The following is a 20,665-nucleotide window of genomic DNA, read 5'->3' on the forward strand; positions in this document are numbered from 1 at the left end:
AGTCCGACGTAAGAAAAAAATTCTTGCACGAAAAACGCCAGCCGCTGCAGTAAATATGGGTCCGGCTTTGTCAGATTCAACATACAAAACATCGGAGTTCTTCAATTGGGCCGTTAACCTACACAGTAGCTGAGTGGTATTTTTGTTTTTTTCAAAAAACCGTCTTTCAATTTGAAATCAAATGACAATCTATAATATCCGCTCTCTCCTTACGCCGAACTCACGTTAAATAGATAAATCAGTTATACCCCCATTACAGAAAGGAATAAAGAAATGCAAGATTTAGAATACGATTCTTCAAAAGATAAGGGTAAGTGCCTCTATAAAATCAAAAAACAACAGAACGTTATAAAGAATTCCTATGGCGAAGTCACTGTTTTACGACATTCGAGAATTCTAAAATCTATTTTATAGAGGTTCTCAAAAGTAATCTACTTTGCCGATGATTACAAAAGTTGAAATCCTTTTTGAAATTAAGCTTTATTTGCAAATATTCTCGTAAAAATCGGATTTCTGTCCTTACTTGCAACCAACTCGGTGAGACAACAGATAAGAACCACAAAGGCCAATAAAAAAGAAATCCCCATTTCGCCTTGAAAACCGAGAATAGAGATATGAGAACCGATCGCCCCTACCATAATGACCGTCGCAATCATAGCGCCTAACCAACTCGTCTGTGGAATTAACAATAAAAATACGACGCCTAACTCGAAAAAACCGACTACGTAACGACCAAAAGGTTCGGCGTCCAATGCGGTGAACGTCGCTATGGAACTCTCCGCTCCAGAAAGTTTAAAGTAAAACGCCGGAATCAGAATCACGCTTGCGACGATCCGTGCCATCCAATCAAAAAATTTTTTCATAGACTTTACTCCACTTCAAGACTTTTATTCTAACGATTTCGAAACATCTTCGCAAGGACTTTTCCGAAAAACATAAAATTGAAAAAATGAAGGATTGATTATTTCCCCTTCCAACGAAATCCGACTGCAAACTTTAATCAGTCTAACCGAGTCGGACGAAAACAAATTCAGTGGGACAAATTTCTAAAGCGGAACAAAAACTATTATATCGATTCAAATCCGTTATTTTTCTTCAAAGCGTCCTCGAAAAAATCAGACTCGATTCTATCAATCGACGTTAAAATCAATTTCATCTCCATATCGGAAAGATCCCGAAAGAGTTCTTGACCTTTTTGTAATATTACAAAACCAAGACGGATTCCTTCCACTTCTTCAGAAGTGTACGTTTTCGGCTTGTTTTCCATCTTAGAAACGATCGCGTTCATCATCAAAACGATCTTGTTTAAGAGTTCTTTATTAGAAAGAGTTTCAAAAAGTCTCAGGATATCCTTCCTAAATTGGTCCGCTTCTTTTTTGGGAATCCGGGAAATGATTCTATCAAAAACGATCGGGTCTTCCGGATCGTTCCCCAATCTCAACTCCTCCTTTGTGAATTCGAACATTAAAGTTTCAAAATGTCTTGCCGTAAGATAAGAATTCAAAGCCGCAAAACCGGTTTTAAATGCCGCACCCAAATGCCTTCCGAAATTGAAAGCGGCCGCGCCTAAAGAACCGATCAAACCAAACACCTTGGAAGGACTATGGACAAAACCGGAAAGGGAACGAAAGGCTCCGTCCAACAAAAGTCTTCCTTTGTATTCCGGATACAAAAGCTCTAAAAAATATTTCAAAAGAGCATCGACAACCGATCTTGGAATGGCCTTCAGTTCCGGATAACGTTCCAAATTGGAAATCGAATATCGTCGAATCAGTGAAGAACGATAAGCCCGGATCAAAACGGGAAAATCCGGATCCTGAAGAACATTTTTCATACTACCGAAAGAATCGAATTCTTTCCTTGAGAGTAAACCAGAAAAAAATTAGAACTTAAAACTGGACAAAAACGGTAAGGTAGCGTCCGCGGGCATAGGTTTACTGTAAAAATAACCCTGCCCTTTGTCACAGCCGTGTTTTTTCATCAACTCTCCCACAATAGCAGTTTCGATCCCCTCCGCCACGACCGTCATTCCAAGTTTATGGCCGAGATCAATCGCGGCCTGACAAATAAAAAGAGCTTCCTTATCATATGGAGCCACACTTACAAAAGATCGATCGATTTTGAGTTCCGTAAAAGGATAACGATGAATTTGTTTCAAGGAAGAATAACCGATTCCGAAATCGTCCACGGAAAGTCCGATTCCTCGAATTCGAATCCGAGTTAAAATGTCTAAGGTAGACGTGATATTTTCCAATAGTTGAGTTTCCGTAACTTCGACGATCAACTGACTGTTATTCAATCCGAAACTTTCGATCATCTTGGAAATAGTTTCAGGAAGAATCAACTTATTCATACTCACAGGAGAAACATTTACAGCAACCGCAATACCCGGGAATTGTTTGTTCCAAACCGAACACTGAGAGAGTGCCTGAAGAATCAATTTCTCAGTCATCGCGTCCATTAAACTCGGATACGATTCCAAGATCGGAATAAAAGAATCCGGAAAAATCAAACCTCTTTCCGGATGAAACCAACGCACCAGAGATTCAAAACCGGAAACGTTTCCCGTTTTAAAATCGATCTTCGGTTGATAATAAAGTAAAAATTGATCCCCTCGAATCGCCTGCTCGATTTCCTCCGGTGTATTCACGGAAGTTTGCTCTTTAACGGTTCTTTTTCCGACGGCAAAAGATTGCGAAGATTCGTTCTTTTGATTAGAGATAAGCCCTATAAGTACATTCTGATATTCTTGGATTCGGATCGGTTTTTCAAGAACTCCCGAAATTTTTAATCCGTATTGGATTGCAAGGGCTTCGGCGCTTTGTAAAACCCTCCGATCCGCTCCACTGATTAAGATTACGGAAACAGAAAGTTTTTTACCGGATAACATCCGTAAAACGTCAACTCCGTCCACTCCTGGAATCATTAAATCTAAAATGATATATTGAGTGTCCTCGGTCAACTTTTCGAAAAATACCCCGGCTTCGTGAGTGACCGTAACTTCGAAACCACATTGTTTAGCTATATCCCCGAGGATACCTGCAATTTCTTCCTCATCGTCTAGAATCAGTAGATTGGGTAATTTAGGCTGATTCATGAGTACTCAATTAAAATATATTAAAACGACTTTCAAGAGACTTTCTAGATACGGGCCAGGAAATCCCCGCTGAACTTTCCGAATCGTTTGCGTCGACCGATGAGGAAAAATAAAAGATTTTCACTTTCAAATCCGAGTTTTGCGCCCTCACCGCAATCTCCTTCCACTTCGAAAAATCCTCCAGCCAAGTTTCCGAAAGTAAAATAGTTTCGGAATTTATATTAGAAAGATAAGATTCAAAAACGTTTAGATCCCTAAAATGACGTAGCCTATACCCCGATTTCTGAAGAATATAAGACGTTCTCTTTGAAAATTCTCCTTCATTTGAAAAATAAAAAATTTCTTTCGGTTTTTTTGAGGATTCCGGTTTTACGAAATGCGAGTTTGATTTTATGTCCTCAATAGGAAGATAGATATAAAAATCGGAACCGATATTCGAATAGGATTCAAATACGATCCGCCCTCCGCTTCTTTGCACAAAACCGAAGACCATGGAAAGACCAAGTCCCGAATGTTTCCCTTTCGGTTTTGTAGTGAAAAAAGGTTCGAAAATTTTATCGGCTATGTTCGAATCCACGCCCTTACCATTGTCCGCAATCCTAAGTAAAAGATAATGTCCTTCCTTTAACCCGAGTGATTTATCCTTAGAATTCAGAACGATCGTATCAGTTTCTATTAAAATACTTCCTTCGGATTCTTCGAAGGCCTCCTTCGCATTTTGGAGCAAATGCATAAGACAATTTGCAAATTCGCTTCGATCGATCCGACAGAGATCCCCCTCCGAACGAGGATCAAAGTTCACTTGAACGTTCTGCGGAAAAACATCCTGTGCTTTTCCCAAATAATCGGCGATCAACGTGTTCGGATCCACTACTTCCGGATATAAAGATTGTTTTCTAGAAAAATTCAATAATTTCTTATTTACTTCCGCGCCTCGCATAACAGCATTTTGTGCGGAACGAATTCGATTCAAAACGTCCGGCTGATTCTTACACTGCATCTCCAGCATATCCAAGTTGGCTACGATGACGTTCAGAATATTATTAAAATCGTGAGCAATCCCTCCGGAAAATTGAGATATGGTTTCCATTTTTATAAGAAAAGTATCCATGGAAGTATGGCCCGCCTCAGAATTCTCTTTCTCCTTCAAAACCGTAAAAAAGGTTTTTGCAATATGAAATGTGGAAAGATTCTTCTTCTCAAGATAACCTTGAAATCCCTCTTCTTTTACGATGATTTCTATTTCCTCTTTCGAAATCCCCGAAATCAAAACAGCAAAAACGGAACCAACGACGGCACGAATCTCATGCAAAATTTCTAATCCGGTTTGCGATCCTAAAAAATGATCCACCACATAGATCTTATACCCGGAAGGATTAACTTTCAAATCCGCAAGCACGCTCGCGGCATCCTTAAAGCGAGTGATATTGTATTTGGGATACGGAATCTCGTCCGAATATTCCTTAAAAAGAATCGAATCGTCCTCGTCGTCTTCGATTAAACAAACAGAAACCTCGTCCGATGAATCGTTACTAAACAATGGGGAGCTCCACTATCTCAAACCAATATTCTCCTAGAGTTCGGATCGTTTCCATAAACGCATCAAACTCCACGGGTTTTCGAATGAAAGAATTTGCACCCAGATCGTAAGTTTCCAACATATCCTCTTCTTCCCTAGAAGTTGTGATAACAATGACCGGGATTGCCTTGAACTCTGAAATGGACTTGATCACTTTTAAAACCTCTCTTCCATCCATTTTTGGCATATTCAAATCCAATAAAATGATTCCTGGTCTAGGATACTTTAAAGTATCGGAATATTCCCCTCTGTTTTGAAGAAAATCGAACAATTCTTCCCCATCCTTCACGAAATGTAGAGGGTTGTTCAGATTATTCTCCCGAAAACCGTCCCTCATCAATAGCCGATCGTCCGGATCGTCTTCCGCAACTAGTATATGAATCGAACTTTGATTTTTAATTTCGGCTTTCATATTCTTGAACAGACGTAAGAGCGCCCGGAAGATCCACATAAAAGGTGGAACCTTTCTGTAAAACGCTTTCGGCGTAAATTCTTCCCCCGTGAAATTCTATAATTTTTTTACAAACTGCAAGACCGATTCCGTTTCCTTCATAATCTTCCCGGCTGTGTAACCTTTGAAAGAGCGTAAATATCTTACCGTCGTGCTTTTTGTCAAAACCGATTCCATTATCCGCAAAGGTAATTTGAATCCAATTCGGTTCGATAGGATGCGGAATACATCGAATGTTCACTTCGGGGTTTTCGCTCTGATTGAATTTAATTCCGTTTTTGATCAGATTCTGAAATACCGTCCCCATTTGAAACGGATCACACCAAGCAAAACCGATTTCAGAATCGACCACTCTCGCATTTTTTTCCTTGATATAAATTTCCAAATCGCCGATCGAATCTTTTAAAATTTTTCTTAAATCGACGAGCTGAAAGGGTTTCGCCCTACTCTTAATCCGGGAATAAGACAAAAGACCTTCGATCAAGTTGGATAATCGATGCGCGGAAAAAAACATTCTTTGCAGATAATCCACGGATTCCGAATCCAAATTTGAGTTTCTTTTCAAAAGACGATCTCCGAACGCCTTAATCTTTCGCAAAGGCTCCTGGAGGTCGTGAGAAGCGATAAAAGCGAAATCCTCCAGATCCGAATTCGAACGCTGCAACTCTTTCGTCATGTTCTCAAGTTGGAGCTGGGTATTTTGAATTTCGGTGATATCCTTACCCGTGGTGTAAACAAGTCTGTGTTCCGGGGAAACGATCGTCTTCCAAAGAATCGTCCTCGTCCGTCCGTGTTTGGTTACGTATCGAAGTGCGATCGAAAGATTTTTTCCGTATTTTCGAACACTCACGAGGGCGCTCAACATCTTGTTCCGATCGTCCGGATGAACGATTTTAACGAGATCGATTCCGTTCAATTCCTCCCGAGTATACCCCAAAACTTCCTCCCAAGCATGGTTACGTTCTATGATCTGTCCGTCCAACGTGGAAATCTGGAACATGTCCCCGGACAACTTAAAAAAATGATCCTTCTCCTCTTCCGATTCCTTGTTTTTAAACAAAACTTCGATCTGATCCGAAATCAATTCAAACATTTGAATATAAGAATTTACTGAATCCAACTCAATCTGGGAACAAAACTCCAGAACGTAAGTTTCATGTCCGGTTCGCAAAGGGATTGCAATCCAAGACCGAATTCCGGTTTGAAACACAAAACCTGTCCTTTTAAAATTTTTTTCCTTTTGAACGTCATTCACAAAACGAATTTTATGAGTGGAAAAAACCTCTCCGATCATCCCCTCTCCGGGAGAAAAACCGGTTTCAAAACAAGCGATTCTATACCGTAAGAAAGTCGCTTCCGTAGAGTACCAAGGCGAATTCTCCTCCAAAACGATCTTACCGTTTTGAAACCTCCAAGTTTGGGCAAAATTCCAAAAAGTTCCCTTACAAATCGTCTCAAAAAGAATCTCGAAAGATTCTTTCACGCTCGACGCTTTCGGAATTTTTAAAGCGATCTCTTTGAGAATGTTCTGTTCGGAATCTCTTTTCCTTTTTTCCGTAATATCCTGAAAAAACACGGAGACCCCTTCCTCAAAAGGAAAAACCCTAAACTCCATCACGTTTCCGGTTTCTATGATTTTATATTCGAAAGTAATCGGCTTTAGAGTTCGGACAGCAAGTTCGAATTTGTCCCGAAAGAATCGAACCGAAGCTCCCGGATACAAATCCCAGATATTCCTTCCTATCAATTCTTCTTTAGGTTTTCCTAATGTAATAAGAGATTGCCGGTTCGCAGAAATGAATCTCCAGTCTTTGGAAAGCGCAAAATATCGATCCGACATACTTTCGATGATGGATTGTTTCTCCGCACGAATTTGCCTTAAAGCATAAGAGGTTTCTATCGTCTCGGAAACATTCGTCAAAATCGTCAAAACCGCAAAAGAATCTCCAAGAGGAATTCGGTTTGTGGTGATTTTTACATAAAGAAATTTTTTGTCCTTCCTCCAATGTCTCCAAACTCCTCTGGAACGAATTCCGGTTTCCTTGGCGAAATTTTGGATCGCGGTTTCCATATCGGTGCGATCCTCCTCGGGGCGAATTTCCAAAAGATTCATACCGGCAAATTCCTCCCTGGAAAACCCATAGAGATGGATCGCGGCATCGTTTACGGCAAGAAAACGTAAAGTGGACGGATCGAATAAAAACGCCGGTTCCGGAAGTTTGTAAAAAATGGATTCCACCCCAGGACTTTCCGGAGAAAGATTCCCACAGTCCCCTTCCTGCGCCAAAATTTCGAATGTATAAATACGATACGTCGACTCCGCTTTATTCAAGACCGCTTTCCAAAAAAAACGCAAAATGTATCTTTCGGTAAAAAGTGTATCGAAGTATTCCAAATCTTGCATGTGTTTTAAAAGAATCTTTTCGGTAAAATCCGCATAGTTTCGAATTTTTCCATGAAGATGAAATAGGAAGGAAGGAAACGTATCCGGCTCCTGATTGAATCCTTTCAATCCCCAAAAACGAATGCATTCGTTCGACAAGAGAATTTTTCCGGAAGAACACTCTTCAAGTATGCAGATCTGATCTTGAAAGGAAGCAAACTCCGAAGAGAATTCTTCCAAAAATTGAATGTCTAAGGGTTGCATGAAAATCGCCAAAGAAAAAACAATTCTAATTTCTTCACGTAGAAGATTTCAATTAAAAAATAAGAATTTATGAATTTAGTCTTTTCTTAATTTCGTTTTTCCAGATATGGACTTTCTTTCTACCGGCCTCGTATCCGATTTCGTATAATTTTTGAAACTGATCCCAGTCGAAGGTGGAATATTCGCCTACCGGAAGTTCGATGTAAAGATCGGAACTGTCCCGGGTACGATTCCGGTTATTCTTACTGGACAACATCAAGGAACGCATCATAATTTCGGCAAACCCGGTATATTTCGTTTTTAAACTCTTACGTTTTAAATGATGAAACAATAGATTGAAAAAGGAAGGAGCTTCTCCTAAATACTGAGGGCCGAGTAAATTATGATACATCCAATCCTTATCGATCTGACCTCCGCCACCCAAGTCTACCGAGATCAAAATCCCGGCCCCTCTTTCTTTCAAAATGGAACCGGGAAGGTTATCTAACAAACCTCCATCCACATACAATTCCCCGTTTTCGGAAAAGGGAGGAAAAATTCCCGGAATGGAAGTGCTGGACCTTACCGCCTTCCACAACAAACCTCTATCAAAAACCTTTCTTTCAGCCTTCGTTAAGTTACAAGCAATCGCGTAAAAAGGGATCGGGAGGGTTTCTATATTTCTATCTTTGAAAAATTCGTGAATCGCGTTCGAATACCGTTTTCCCCTTACAAGAGAAACGAAGGGAAACGTAAAATCCCCAAGAATATTTCGATCCAACCAAAAGTTTCGGATCAAAGGAAGAATATCGGACGAGCCGAGTCCCATCGCAAACAGTCCCCCCATAATCGCTCCCGCGCTTGTACCCGAAATCATATCCACGGGAATATCATTCTCTTCGAAACACCTCAAAAGTCCAAGATGTGCAAAACCTTTTGCACCCCCTCCAGAAAGTGCAACTCCGATACTTTTACCGGTAAGTCTTCGGGACAATCTACCGAAATCAGCATTTACATTTCTTCGTACAATTGAATGAGAGATAGAAGGAAATTTTTGCAGAATCGATTCTATCCTTTTCCAATCGGTAAAGGCAAAATCGATCAAAAAAACGAGTTCCTTCTGAATTTCTTCGGGCAACATGGAATTCACTTTCTCGTAATCCAAAACGATCGGTTTGCTCGGATCGATCAAAACGAGAATTCGATCCGATTGACGAAAACAGGTTTCTCTCCAACCCGGATTGTGTATGCTGGTCTTGAATATGAGCTTATCGTAATTTTTTTCGAGGTCATAAAACCAATTCACGAGATCTCCGATTCGATACACGTTCGTTTTTTCCGAATTCTTATTGTATTCCCTCAAACCAATTCTTTTAGTAAAAACATCATAATCTACTAATATAGATTTCCCGAAATTTTTGAGACCGTTTTGAAGAGAATAAAAAAAATCCTCCGAACTCCCGTTCGAATTCAGCGGAAAGACGGAAACGGTTCTGACGGAATTCGTTTTTCGATAGCTTTGATTTCTCTCCGTATTCAATCGATGTACAATGGTTCCCGTAATTTGAAAAAGAGCTTCCGGAGAATTCGCAAAACTCATACGAAAGTCCTCTCTCGAAATCCGAACGACTTGACTGGTCCTCAAAGCGACTACGGTCGCCGACCTTTTATCCCCGGTAAGTAGGGACATTTCACCGATGATATCCCCCTTACCGAGTTCCCCTTGCGCGAGTATTTCCTCGTTTTTGGAGCGAACGGTCCAAGACAAGCGACCGGAAACGAGAATGTACATCGAATCTCCGACGTCTCCCTGTTTGAGAAGGATTTTCCCGCCGGGAATCACGAGCCACTCCATTCTGGATTCCAAATTGGAAAGAGTGGCCTTATTCAGATGAAACAAAAGTTCCACCGAAGACAAAAAAGACATCAGTTCCTTTTTAGAAGGTCTCAGTTTGGATACGTGAAAAAGATGATTCTCCTTATTTAAATCCTCGATCCACTTTTTCCAACCCGGAAGTTTAGAAACAATTCGAGATAAGTCGCGCGGAAGTATATAAAGAATTTCAGATATTCCGGAATGTAAAATCTTATCCGGTTGAAACAAAAAATAATCCCCGGCAAATAATTCTCTGAGAATCAAATCCTTTTGCTCCGAATCTAAAAGGGTTTCCTCGATTTTCCCGGAGAGAACCAAACACAAAGAACCGGGAACCGTATGCGGAGATGGAATATTCACATTCCATTGAGTTAGGTTCAGACATTTTGCTACGATCCCTTCTTCTTGAGAATCTTTCCATCCCGGAAATGTGGAGGATGTTTTTGAACGAAAATGCTGCAATCGTCTCAGAAATTTTTTCTTGGAATGGGGCAGATCCATATTCTAATAGACGTTTCTCCGTAAAATTTTGAGCAATAAAAGATGATACGAATCCGTATTCTATAAGGGGGCCTCTATAAAATAGATTTTAGAATTCTCCAATGTCATAAAACGGCGGTTTCACATAGGAATTCTTTATAACGTTCTGTTGTTTTTTGATTTTATAGAGGTGCCCATAAACAACTACAACTCCGAATCGAATCCGCTTTTCTCGTAATAAACTTACGCACAGGACAGTTGCAATTCTTAGAATTCAAACCAAATAACCTTTCGAATCAAACCTATCTCAAAAAGTTATAATGTTCTAAGAAGAATTTTCAAAAAATTATTTATATGGAACACAAAAGGCAAGAACAAATCATTCCAAAGAACCGGCGCTAAAACGTAAAATATTGGATGCAAATATACGAACTTCATGAATTCTTAGAAAATGATTCCTACTTTTAAATCCGAAATCGACCGAATTTAGTAATGCCAAAATCCAAAACGAACTCAGGAAAATTTCAAATCGCCAATCTACTTCCGGAACACAGGGAAGCGGCAATCGAACTCGTGAATCAATTCTTTCGCCTCGTGAACTCTCTCACATTAGACGGAGTATTCAGGATTCGTCCCCGTGCGGGAACCAAGATGATTGACGTTTATCTAAAACTGAGAGGTACTGGAAAGGTGTTGCTTCTCGGAGGTTTTTTGGGAGAAGAGCTCGTATCCCTTCTCATCGCGAGAACCGAAGACAAACCTTATCTTGAAGAACAGAAAATACTTTTCATTGATCTAGCCGTCACCAAACGTGGAAAACAAAAAACGGGATACATGAAACCTCTAGTACTAGCTTGTGAATCCTGGGCAAAAGATCAGTTATTTCAAAGTATCGAACTGAGAGCCATTGTTGAGAACGAAAACGCAATTTCTTTCTGGAAGGCAATGGGTTATCAACCTTTTTATATTCGATTTAGGAAATCGATTTAGGGTACCATGAAAAGCTATCTCAAAAATACGTTATCTTTGCTTAAAACGCCGATTCCAATCATTCTAAAATATTTTTGATATAGCTTCTAATCTCTACTACATAAGGGACGAGTGGATAGGAATTAGGACTTTACAACTCCTACATTTCATTACGAAGATTGTAACTAACGTGAGTTCGGCCTAAGAAAATCTAGACGAATAAGAAACTCAATGTTTATCCCTACAAGTCAAAACATATAATCGCTTTCGTATCTGTTTACCGAATTCACGTTAACTGATTTTTCTTAAGGATTTTGGATAGACTTTTAGATTTTCGGAATGGATCATCCATAAAATCCTTCCATTTACACATTAGACGAAATTCATTGAAAAAAATTATTTCCCAAAGATCGATTCAAAGTTTCCTACTCGTAACGAGCGGATACATTGGGCAAGTAGCTTGTTCGGTTTTTCAAAAGAGAAAAAATGGCTCCATCAAAAGGCGTGATTAAAATCCACAAACATCTGAGTATCTTCTTTCGACTTTGCAAAGTCGATCAAAATCACCGTTGCTTGATTCCAAATGATCCGAAGACCGCCTCCCCAAGAATGTTTATATCCTTGAAAATTGATTCTTTTTTCGGAGTCCCAAACACGACCTAAGTCGTAAAATGGAACAAAACTAAAGGTAAAAAGTTCATCAGAGATTTTGAATGTAGCAAACCTCCAGCGAAGCTCCGCACTTCCGAAACCGACCACGGGAGCGACAAAACGATCCTGGCGATAACCGCGCATTGTCTGAAGTCCTCCGATCCCCGTCATGGAACCGTCTAAACTCCACATGTATCTTACTTCGGAAAAAGGAGCTCCGGAAGAGGTATAACCGAGCGCACCTCTTGTAGCAAATACCAATTCTTCAAAAATGTCCGGCAAAATCTTATAAAAGTATTTCGTCTGAAAAAAAATCTTATTATAATTGAAATCAGAGCCGGTGCGCTTCGAAACGTTTGCCATATTCAATTCTATTAATATACCTCTGTCCGGGTCCGGTTCGAAATCACGAGTATCGTAGGCGAGGCCCGCTCTAAAATAAACGATTTCTCCTCCGCTATATCCTATAATCCTACCGGCTTTATAGTCTTCCGTCAGCTTTGATTCACCATTTGGAACCGACGTATTCCAGATACTACCCGCTAAATACGGATCCTTGGACGGATTCCAAATTCCGTCGGAATGACCGATGATATTTTTGGAAATTTCGTTTGCGATTACCCATTTCCAAGCCTTCCAAAAAGTGTAATCTATGCTGTTAAAGAAAGTCGTCGAGTTAAACAAATACTGGTTGTACCCTTGATCACTAACGGTAGGAGTAATTTCCGAACCGGTTCGAGAAGGACGAATGTAAGATTGGGACGCCTCATAAGCATCAAAACTGGCATTGGTTATGTGACCGATTCCCGGAAGATTCCTAGGACGATAAGAAAGAGGTTGAAGAGAAGATTCCCCAATTCCAAAATATTGAGAATTCGGATTAAAATCCAACCCAAGACTACTTTTCCATCGAAATGCGGTATTTAAAATATAAGGAGAATCGAACTGGATGAAGTGGTTTTTTATCCCCTCGTTGGTTTGAAACAATTGAAACGTAAGTTTGCTTCGATACGCTTCATATTCATAGTACAAATCGGTCTTTTTTCCGTTGAAAAATAGACTCGCACGAATTCCCCCGCCCTGGCCCCTCACAGGATCCGAACTCAAAAGGGGAACCGCTGTTACATACCAACCTTCTTTTTTTTCAGCAAGTTCGCCCGGTTCCAATTTCTTTCCTTCATCCAAAGGAATTCGTGCTTCAGGCAAATTTCTCAATTCTTCTCCAAAAATCGGTAAGAAATTACCAGATACGATCCATAAACCGAACCCAATCCAAAAGCTATAAAAAAAGCGATGCATGATGATTCGAAAATTTCCCTTTTTCGAAAGTTTTTTGTATAGGTTTATTTTCATTCCAGAAATGGATTTCGATTTCCCATACTCCACTTTTCTTTACGAAAACGATCTTCAGACTTTCTATTTCAATTTTTTTTGGCTTAAAATATCGTTTTTTTTTCATTAAAAAATAGTTCTATTCCGATTAGAGTATCACTCACCCAAAAAGAAATCAGTCCCTAAGCTCGATTCAAAAGAATAAAATTCCACAAAATTTGAATTTGGGCCGACTACAATTCAAAAATTAAAACCAAGTTATAATCTAACAAGTATTCAAGTCCGAAATAGGCTAATCTCTTCTCATATTTCAGGCGAAAAATTTAAGTTTCTTCAAACCCAATTGAAATTCTCTCAAACTCGATTTTAGTGAAACACTTTGTGATAGGTGGTCTTTGCCATGAAAATATCCGTTAAAATTCTTTTTTCTTTTTCCATTCTTATACTCGGGAGCATGAGCTGTGTTCAAGGAAATGGAAATTCGGGTATTCCGTTTCTTGCATATTTGGATTTCGGCAGTCGTATTCCCAATACAAACTCATTCAATGTTTTTCAAATCTCTCCCGGACCGAATGTTACCGGTGTTTCACTCAATACCTCCATCCAAGTTGGCTTTAGTCAAAAATTGGATTCTTCCAGTATTCAATCCCAGTCGGTTCAACTCACTCAAGGAAATGCAGTTATCGCGGGAAGTTTAACTTCTACGGAAAAAACCCTTCTATTCAATCCAACTTCCGCTTTAGCGGCCTCTAAAGTTTATACAGTTCGAGTTTCAAAAAGTATAAAATCCGAGGAAGGGTCCTCTCTTTCAGAAGATTATGTTTGGAATTTTACAACCGGTGCTATCGTAGATGCGATTGCACCCGATTTATCCCTAAGAACTCCGGCCATCAATGCAACTTTAGTTCCCAATAATACGTCCGTTCAAGTGGCTCTTACGGAAACGATGGATTGCACTTCCGTCAATGCGGGAACTCTGACCTTAAAAAACACTGTAACTACTTTTTACGAAGCGGGAAATGTTGCTTGTGTAGGTTCCGTCATCACTTTTACTCCAACCGCACCAACCTTATTAGCACCCAATACGACTTATCAAGTAAATCTATCTTCTACTGCAAAAGACCTCGCAAATAATGCTCTTGCAAATAATTATAACTGGAATTTCACAACCGGGCCAGGGCCCGATCTGGTTCCTCCGACCGTTTCTTTTATCAGTCCTGCTCCGAATGCATTAAACGTCCCCATCAACAGTGCGGTGAGTATCGCCTTTAGTGAGCCGATCGATTGTAACACCATTACCGGTAATATCGTTCTGGACGATAATCCACTCCTACCCGGAACGGTAAACGTGGGCGTAACTTGTACCATTACAACAGCGACTCTTACTCCTGCAGCCAATTTGGCAACAAACACAGTTTATACCGTTATTTTTTCCAACGCGGTTACGGATTTGCAAAATAACGGCATCAATCCGGTTCCGGGCCCCTTTACATTTACAACCGTAGCAGCTCCAATTCTGGACCTTACGCCTCCCACGGTTACATCTAAAGTTCCTGCTGCATCCGCAACAGGTGTAGGACTCAACACAAATCCTATGGTAGTCTTTAGCGAGCCTATGTTCTGTCCTTCCGTAAATACCGGTTCTTTTAAATTGAAAGAAACGGCAAGTCCCCCGGGCACGTATTTGAACGGGACTGTACAATGTTTGGGAACTTCCGCGACTTGGACGCCGGATGACCCTCTCACTGCGAATACCCAATACACCGTAGAGGTCACTGCTGGTGCTTTGGATGGATCAAATAACGCACTCAATCCTCCCGTAGGTCCTTTGAATCTCTGGAACTTTACTACGGGGTCAGGCCTCGATACAACTCGCCCCAATGTCGTTCTTGTAACACCCGGTAATGGAGCCTTAGGAGTGCCTGTCAATAGCGGGGCAAATGTTGCTTTTAGCGAGGCAATGGATTGTACGACCATTATTGGAGGTGGCGGCGGTATCGTCTTGGATGATGATCCAGCCTTTGGGTCTCCTATCGGGATCACTATCAATTGTAATGGAAATATGGCCACTTTCAGTCCAACAGCACCACCGTTAGCATTCAATACAACGTACTATGCAAAAATCAAAAATACGGTAACGGATACGTTCTCTAATTCCATGAATGCAGATTATTCTTGGAGTTTTACCACAGGAATAGCTGCCGATTCTGTCGCTCCTCAAATTTCTCTTTCCTCTCCGTCATCCGGTGCGACTGGCATTCCAACCAATGCGACGGTTACCGTAGCGTTTAACGAATCCATCAATTGCTCTACTTTGAACTTGACGGTTAATAACGGAATTGCTGGAACAACTAGCTGTTCCGGAAGTTCCGCAACCTTTACTCCGAATGATCCTCCAGGCCTCAGTGCGAGCACTACTTACGCTGTTACAATAGCGGCAGGACTGAAAGATATCGCAGGCAATGCAATGGCGGGATCCAATTGGAATTTTACCACAGGGGTTGCGCCGGATGTAACGCCACCGACTGTTACAATTCAAAACTTAAGAGAAGGTATTACCGGAGGAGCAGGTGGTACTGGACTAGAAGGTAGTATTGTGGAATCGGGATTTGTGATCGGAACTGCGGCCGATGCACGTGGAGTTGCAACAATCGAAGTTAACATCGATAATACCGCGTGGACGAGCGCCGGCGTATCCGGAACTACATCTTGGAAATATCCACTTCCTACCGGTGCGAACACTTGGAGACTAGGTTCTTCGCACACGATTCAAGTACGAGCAACGGATACTTCCAACAATGTTACAACCTCGGGAATGATTACAGTACGAAAAGGAACCAACAAAGATATCAACGGAGACGGATACGTAGATCTGGTGACCTCGGAATACGGACAAGGAATTGTTTACCTATTCTACTCTTCGGGGACAGGGGGAATCACCTCTACCAATGCCACAACAGCTAGTCACACCATTGTAGGAGTCAAAGCAGACTTTTTTGGGAAAAGTATATCTTCCGGAGATTTCAATGGAGACGGATTTGCGGATATAGCGGTAGGTGCACCTAAATCAAATACGGACGGTAAAGTTTTTATTTTTCATTCGGCGGGCACCCAAGGAATCAACACATCTTTCTATGCGTTTGCCAACACCATCCTTGTGGGAGACGGTGCCAGTGAGCAGTTCGGCGCTTCCCTCGCGACCGGAGATATCAGTGGGGACAGATATACGGATCTAGTCGTAGGGGCACCGGCGTACAGTACTTCCAAAGGTAGAATCTATCTATTCTATTCCCAAGGAGCAGCCGGAATTGCAACCGCAGATGCTATCACAGATGCAACAACTACTTGCGTTAGCGGCTGCACCTACCTTAGAGGAGGGATGACGAATAATGATAAATTCGGCTTTTCTATTGCTGTGGGTAACATCAATGGGGGGAATTATGACGATATCGCGGTCGGAGTTCCTGGTTACGCAGTGGGAGGAATTGCAAATAATGGAAGAGTTTACGTTTACTACGGCGATGGAAATGTTTTTACCACAACCGGGCCGAATACGATCGACAATAATGCTGTTGCAACTTATCCCAATGGTATATATTCTCAATTTGGATATTCAGTTGCAGTCGCTGATTTCAACGAAGATAACTACGATGATTTAGTTGTGTGCACCTGAGTATGCACCTGATGCTACGGGCAATAACCAGAAGGGTAAAGTTTGTATTTTTGCTTCCGCGACGGCTACAGGAATTGGTAACACCTCAGGTATGGGAAATGCCACTCGTTATATTACGGGTGACAATGCCGGGGATCAAATCGGTAGAGCAATTACAGCGCGAGACTTAGATCTAGACGGAAGAGCGGATCTAATTATCTCAACTCATACTTCTAATACTGCTATGATTGCTAATAACTGGAATAATAGTGCCGTTTTTCTAACACCAAGGAACGGTACTATAGGCGGTACCGCATTATTATCTAATAACAGTTATCAGATAATAGGAATAGGTGGGTATGTACATATGACGAATGGTCCCGGCAAACCCCTTTCTACCGGTGATGTCAACGGAGATGGCATTCCCGATCTTATCATTGGTCGCCCAAATACACAAAATGGGATGATAAGTAACCAAATTAGCATCTTTCATCTCCCTACTACTGGTACCGGTCAACCGGCGGATTTAAATAATCCTACTATTAATATCCTGGGTACTTCGTTGATCGGTGGGTTGGGTGGAAGCACATCCGACTCGAATCAGTTTGGAGCTGCTCTCTATTGAGATACGATTGTTTTCACTCCGGGAAACTTTTCCCGGAGTGAAATTGGATTGAAGTGGAAACAAACTTTTAATATAAGAATTCAATTTTGTTTCAGATTTTTTTTCTAAAACCTAAATAAGCCGCTTGGAATTTTGATAGTTTAATGTGAATTCGATATAACAAAGTAAAAGCGATTCTTATATTATGCTACCCAGCAGTATTGAGTTTGAAAAATTCCGAAGGAATTGAAATAAAAAGCGCGATCGCGAGTCACTTTAGCTACGAAATTTGCGAGCGATTCGCACAAACTTCTTATATCAAGTTCACGTTAATTGATAGGGAGTTATCTCAAAAATACTTTGAACTTGTCCTAAAGCCACAAAATGTAGGAACTCCTAGGGAGTATTCCAACGATAAAATTTGTTAGAAAGTCCATAAATCACCAATCTGCGGGAATATCCTTACGCTCTATTACGAACTTAAGAAATGATTGTGTTGATTTTTTTTAAGGTTTTGGGACAAGTTCTTTGTCTTTGCTTAAAGTACCAATTCCAATCACTCTAAGATATTTCTGAGATAATTTCTAAAGATATAAAACGAACCTCCCGTAAAAACGAGAACATAAAAATCCTGATCGCTTTCTGGCTGATTCAATTCTTCCTTTGTCAATCGAAAATGCGCGCCTACCTTTTTCCACTGGTCTCACATGGGAAATCAGACTTTGTTTTGAAAAGGTTTTCTTGATGGAGCGCGATTAGATTTTAGTAGAATCCTTTTTTTTAAAAAGAAGCCCACAAATCATTTGGGTTATTTACCATTTTTAAAAAACAACGACTCTTCCCATTCCAGAACGATTCTCCCTAAAGAATCGAACTTTTTAAAATATACTTAATTTTGGGTCTTTGTCGGAACCGGAGGTAAAGTTTCTTTTTGAATCATGTTGTCGGTTCGTATCTCTTCGTTACTTAGATCCATCAGAGAAATTCTTCCCGAAGTGATAATACCATAATTGTCGTCGTGTATTTCAAGAATATCAATCGGCTTATCCTTAGCTTCTCCGGGAGGTGCGATTTTTCTTTGAAGCAAATCGTTGTCTATGTAGTTGATCAAGGTATTTCTGATCTTCTCGTAATCGGAAATATTCTCTTTTTCGACCGCCGCTCTAATATCGTCCAGGTTCACAAACTGATATTCAGGTTTGTCTTCCGTGGGAGTTTTGGATGCAATCATTGCGAGAAGCGCGAACTTTCTCGCCCTTCTCGCAATTTTGATCCCTTCCCCGTGCAAAAGTAGTTTATATCGGAATTGATAAGGAGAAGAATTGTATGCGATCGTAAAATGATCTTCAGAATTCTTCAGATCTCGAAAACCAAGACGCAATAAATGTTGTGCAATCTTATCGTTACTCCTTACGATCAAAGGAGAGGCATATTCCAAAAGTATTCTGGAATTTTGTAAATATTGTTCATGAGTCGACTGATAAAGATCTTTCATCTCTCCTTGGGCCGCTCTGAGATTTTTAAAGGAAAGTGTGTAATTACTCTGAAAATAAAACATGTTTCCGTTAAAATCGGATTGATTCGCTTTTTTCAAACTTGTGTAAAAAGGAAGTGCTCCCAATTTCTTATAAAGTTCTTCCTTTCCAGAAACATCAAGCGTAACTTCGCTACCTGCTTCCGCCTTAGTATTATTAGGCGGATTTTTATTCGAAGCCCCCGCGGCATCCAAAATAGGAGCAAGGTTGCTTACACATATATTGATGAATTTAAGATTGGTCTTATTTTCCCCAATCAGAATCCCGAGATTGATCTGGTCCGGTGATACGGCCCAAAGTAGTCGTCCGGAAGCGAGGATAATTACGATCAGTATTGTTTGAATTCTGGAAACCATGGCGTTCTCTATTTTCCAATATCGGCCTTCCGCCTTTTTTTCGAGGAAAAATTCATAAAAAACGATCCCTTTCTAGCGGAATTTCCTTCGGCCTGCAGAGCGACCCATAGGAAGCGATGCATTGAGTTTCTGCAGAGCAACCCATAGGAAGCCATAACGTTACCCACAAATTAAGAAGGCTTTTGGGATCATAAGGATCAAAAACTGATATTTTTCAAGTGTTCCGACAAGAATGAGGCTTTTTACTTGCAAGAAGTATGATTTTGTGGTAAAGAAAACCTCCCGAGTCTTCCCACCGCCTCTCCCCTCCACCCAAAATCAGGGTGGGGCGTAAGTTTCACAGAGGATTTGTAGTAATTCCGACAGATTTATCTTCAGATCCAAGTATTTGTGGGTAACGTTATGATAGGAAGCGATGCATTGAGTTTCTGCAGAGCGACCCATAGGAAAGCTCTGCGGCCGTCAGTTCAGAGAACGATCAATCCATCGAGAGTGGGATCTTTCGTTTTCTCCATCGCCTTCTTCTTCTTGCTCCATCGATTCAAGAATATTATATTTGGAAACTGCCTTATGTTCAAGAATCATACTAGAAGCTATCTCAAAAATATCTTAGAATGATTGGAATCGGCGTTTTAAGCAAAGATGAAGTATTTTTGAGACAGCTTCTAATCTCCGGATCGCTCGATAGAAGAAGTTTGATGCAAACCGACACAATTTCTCTTCCCGAACCTACACGAGAGTCCCTTTTACAACTTTAATAAGTGCGATTTTTTTTCTATTCACTTGGGCCTTTAATCGAATCTTGCCCATGTTGTATTTCCGGAAATGAAATTCTTGGTGTCGAGCCGGGGAAGAATTCCGGCAGCGAGAACGGGAGACATCGGCACAATCTTTGCACTCATCGTCATTTTGATCTTGTTGACTTTCGGTTTCGGATTTCCGATCCTTTACTTTCTGTTCGGAAAAAAATTCTCAGTCTCAAAGGCTTACAGTTTTTAATCGGCGATCATTAGGAATCGGTCAGCATTTATTTGTCCGAAAAACTGGAAGCTTCAATCTGTAAAAAGGCAGAGGCGAGCAAAGCAAACGGCAAGAAGTTTTCCACCTCCGAGCAAATTCAAAATCTTCCCTATTATCTCAGAAATTTGGAGGATCTTCCCAGTCTGATCCGTTTTCTGATCCAAAGAATCATGGACAAACTCGGCATTGAATAGATTCTGAAGGAAATTTCCGTGAGAATTCCGGACACGGAAAATCCGAATTCGGAAGATTTTCAAAAGGTTTTAAAACGCGCGATCGAGTTCACGATCCAGGGAACTTTTTTTAAACCGAATCTGAATTGGTTCTTCGTCTTGGGTGGAATCAATTTAGGAATATTCTTAATTCTTAAAATAATTTATCTTTGCTTGAAATGCGGATGCCGATCATTCTAAGACATTTTTGAGATGGCTTCTAGA

General features: G+C 40.6%; 16 protein-coding genes and 1 pseudogene. 6 read left to right on the top strand and 11 right to left on the bottom strand.

The annotated features are described in order from the left end of the window. Positions 1 to 473: 473 nt before the first annotated feature. The 7 genes from CLV95_RS06375 to CLV95_RS06405 all read right to left on the bottom strand — a co-directional run bounded on the left by CLV95_RS06375 (position 474) and on the right by CLV95_RS06405 (position 10,130). A complete protein-coding gene (locus tag CLV95_RS06375) occupies positions 474 to 863 on the bottom strand; it encodes a DoxX family membrane protein (protein ID WP_002734422.1) in 390 nt (129 codons plus the stop codon). Positions 864 to 1,066: 203 nt separating this feature from the next. Beyond that, complete coding sequence (locus CLV95_RS06380) at positions 1,067 to 1,834, bottom strand: hypothetical protein (RefSeq protein WP_002726210.1); 768 nt, start codon at positions 1,832 to 1,834, stop codon at positions 1,067 to 1,069. A gap of 48 nt (positions 1,835 to 1,882) precedes the next feature. Next, complete coding sequence (locus CLV95_RS06385) at positions 1,883 to 3,097, bottom strand: EAL domain-containing response regulator (RefSeq protein WP_002734418.1); 1,215 nt, start codon at positions 3,095 to 3,097, stop codon at positions 1,883 to 1,885. Between the two features lie 10 nt (positions 3,098 to 3,107). Next, positions 3,108 to 4,637, bottom strand: coding sequence for an ATP-binding protein (locus tag CLV95_RS06390; protein WP_002734361.1), 1,530 nt, complete (start codon positions 4,635 to 4,637; stop codon positions 3,108 to 3,110). Then, the gene (locus CLV95_RS06395) at positions 4,630 to 5,088 is read right to left on the bottom strand and encodes a response regulator (protein WP_002726376.1); all 459 of its coding nucleotides are present in this window, start codon (positions 5,086 to 5,088) and stop codon (positions 4,630 to 4,632) included. The genes CLV95_RS06390 and CLV95_RS06395 overlap by 8 nt, the downstream gene beginning before the upstream one ends. Then, positions 5,072 to 7,774 (bottom strand): PAS domain-containing sensor histidine kinase, encoded by a 2,703-nt coding sequence (locus CLV95_RS06400; protein ID WP_016748868.1) that lies wholly within the window; start codon positions 7,772 to 7,774, stop codon positions 5,072 to 5,074. Before CLV95_RS06400 ends, CLV95_RS06395 begins: the two co-directional genes overlap by 17 nt. 67 nt (positions 7,775 to 7,841) lie before the next feature. Then, positions 7,842 to 10,130 (bottom strand): patatin-like phospholipase family protein, encoded by a 2,289-nt coding sequence (locus CLV95_RS06405; RefSeq protein ID WP_002734601.1) that lies wholly within the window; start codon positions 10,128 to 10,130, stop codon positions 7,842 to 7,844. Positions 10,131 to 10,601: 471 nt separating this feature from the next. Between CLV95_RS06405 and CLV95_RS06410 the strand changes: the two genes are divergently transcribed. Beyond that, the gene (locus CLV95_RS06410; RefSeq protein WP_002726145.1) at positions 10,602 to 11,099 is read left to right on the top strand and encodes a GNAT family N-acetyltransferase; all 498 of its coding nucleotides are present in this window, start codon (positions 10,602 to 10,604) and stop codon (positions 11,097 to 11,099) included. A gap of 474 nt (positions 11,100 to 11,573) precedes the next feature. Here the strand turns inward: CLV95_RS06410 and omp85 are convergent, their stop codons facing one another. Continuing rightward, positions 11,574 to 13,028, bottom strand: a complete 1,455-nt coding sequence (gene omp85 / locus CLV95_RS06415; protein WP_002731553.1) for an Omp85 family outer membrane protein — start codon at positions 13,026 to 13,028, stop codon at positions 11,574 to 11,576. Positions 13,029 to 13,515: 487 nt separating this feature from the next. Here omp85 and CLV95_RS19290 point away from each other — a divergent pair. Continuing rightward, a pseudogene (locus tag CLV95_RS19290) lies at positions 13,516 to 17,338 on the top strand (Ig-like domain-containing protein). Positions 17,339 to 18,206: 868 nt separating this feature from the next. On the opposite strand, the gene CLV95_RS06435 reads toward CLV95_RS19290, so the two are convergent. The 3 genes from CLV95_RS06435 to CLV95_RS19635 form a co-directional block, all read right to left on the bottom strand. After that, entirely contained in the window at positions 18,207 to 19,208 is a 1,002-nt protein-coding gene (locus tag CLV95_RS06435; RefSeq protein WP_002734411.1) for an adhesin OmpL37 family surface protein, read from the bottom strand. Between the two features lie 318 nt (positions 19,209 to 19,526). Then, on the bottom strand, positions 19,527 to 19,652 hold the full coding sequence (locus CLV95_RS19630) for a hypothetical protein (RefSeq protein ID WP_279310119.1): 126 nt from the start codon (positions 19,650 to 19,652) through the stop codon (positions 19,527 to 19,529). Between the two features lie 18 nt (positions 19,653 to 19,670). Continuing rightward, positions 19,671 to 19,793: a hypothetical protein gene (locus CLV95_RS19635; RefSeq protein ID WP_016748870.1), complete on the bottom strand. Its 123-nt coding sequence runs from the start codon at positions 19,791 to 19,793 to the stop codon at positions 19,671 to 19,673. Between the two features lie 29 nt (positions 19,794 to 19,822). Between CLV95_RS19635 and CLV95_RS18770 the strand changes: the two genes are divergently transcribed. The 4 genes from CLV95_RS18770 (at position 19,823) to CLV95_RS06445 (ending at position 20,641) form a co-directional block, all read left to right on the top strand. Next, positions 19,823 to 19,966, top strand: a complete 144-nt coding sequence (locus CLV95_RS18770) for a hypothetical protein (RefSeq protein WP_002726322.1) — start codon at positions 19,823 to 19,825, stop codon at positions 19,964 to 19,966. Between the two features lie 76 nt (positions 19,967 to 20,042). Further along, positions 20,043 to 20,207, top strand: a complete 165-nt coding sequence (locus CLV95_RS18775) for a hypothetical protein (RefSeq protein ID WP_002734347.1) — start codon at positions 20,043 to 20,045, stop codon at positions 20,205 to 20,207. Positions 20,208 to 20,239: 32 nt separating this feature from the next. Then, positions 20,240 to 20,422 carry a hypothetical protein gene (locus CLV95_RS06440; protein WP_002726243.1) on the top strand — a complete coding sequence of 61 codons (183 nt, stop codon included), beginning with the start codon at positions 20,240 to 20,242 and terminating at the stop codon, positions 20,420 to 20,422. An 18-nt stretch (positions 20,423 to 20,440) separates the two neighbouring features. Continuing rightward, positions 20,441 to 20,641: a hypothetical protein gene (locus CLV95_RS06445; protein ID WP_002726216.1), complete on the top strand. Its 201-nt coding sequence runs from the start codon at positions 20,441 to 20,443 to the stop codon at positions 20,639 to 20,641. The last annotated feature ends 24 nt before the right edge of the window (positions 20,642 to 20,665 follow it).

Source organism: Leptospira borgpetersenii serovar Javanica (assembly GCF_003046425.1).
Lineage (GTDB): Bacteria > Spirochaetota > Leptospiria > Leptospirales > Leptospiraceae > Leptospira > Leptospira borgpetersenii.

What these genes read in the sequence shown, in the direction of transcription:
- CLV95_RS06375 (WP_002734422.1), bottom strand. Translation starts at nt 863, where the DNA reads ATGAAAAAATTTTTTGATTGGATGGCACGGATCGTCGCAAGCGTGATT.
- CLV95_RS06380 (WP_002726210.1), bottom strand. Translation starts at nt 1,834, where the DNA reads ATGAAAAATGTTCTTCAGGATCCGGATTTTCCCGTTTTGATCCGGGCT.
- CLV95_RS06385 (WP_002734418.1), bottom strand. Translation starts at nt 3,097, where the DNA reads ATGAATCAGCCTAAATTACCCAATCTACTGATTCTAGACGATGAGGAA.
- CLV95_RS06395 (WP_002726376.1), bottom strand. Translation starts at nt 5,088, where the DNA reads ATGAAAGCCGAAATTAAAAATCAAAGTTCGATTCATATACTAGTTGCG.
- CLV95_RS06400 (WP_016748868.1), bottom strand. Translation starts at nt 7,774, where the DNA reads ATGCAACCCTTAGACATTCAATTTTTGGAAGAATTCTCTTCGGAGTTT.
- CLV95_RS06405 (WP_002734601.1), bottom strand. Translation starts at nt 10,130, where the DNA reads ATGGATCTGCCCCATTCCAAGAAAAAATTTCTGAGACGATTGCAGCAT.
- CLV95_RS06410 (WP_002726145.1), top strand. Translation starts at nt 10,602, where the DNA reads ATGCCAAAATCCAAAACGAACTCAGGAAAATTTCAAATCGCCAATCTA.
- omp85 (WP_002731553.1), bottom strand. Translation starts at nt 13,028, where the DNA reads ATGCATCGCTTTTTTTATAGCTTTTGGATTGGGTTCGGTTTATGGATC.
- CLV95_RS06435 (WP_002734411.1), bottom strand. Translation starts at nt 19,208, where the DNA reads ATGGTTTCCAGAATTCAAACAATACTGATCGTAATTATCCTCGCTTCC.
- CLV95_RS19630 (WP_279310119.1), bottom strand. Translation starts at nt 19,652, where the DNA reads ATGGGTCGCTCTGCAGAAACTCAATGCATCGCTTCCTATCATAACGTT.
- CLV95_RS19635 (WP_016748870.1), bottom strand. Translation starts at nt 19,793, where the DNA reads ATGATTCTTGAACATAAGGCAGTTTCCAAATATAATATTCTTGAATCG.
- CLV95_RS18770 (WP_002726322.1), top strand. Translation starts at nt 19,823, where the DNA reads ATGATTGGAATCGGCGTTTTAAGCAAAGATGAAGTATTTTTGAGACAG.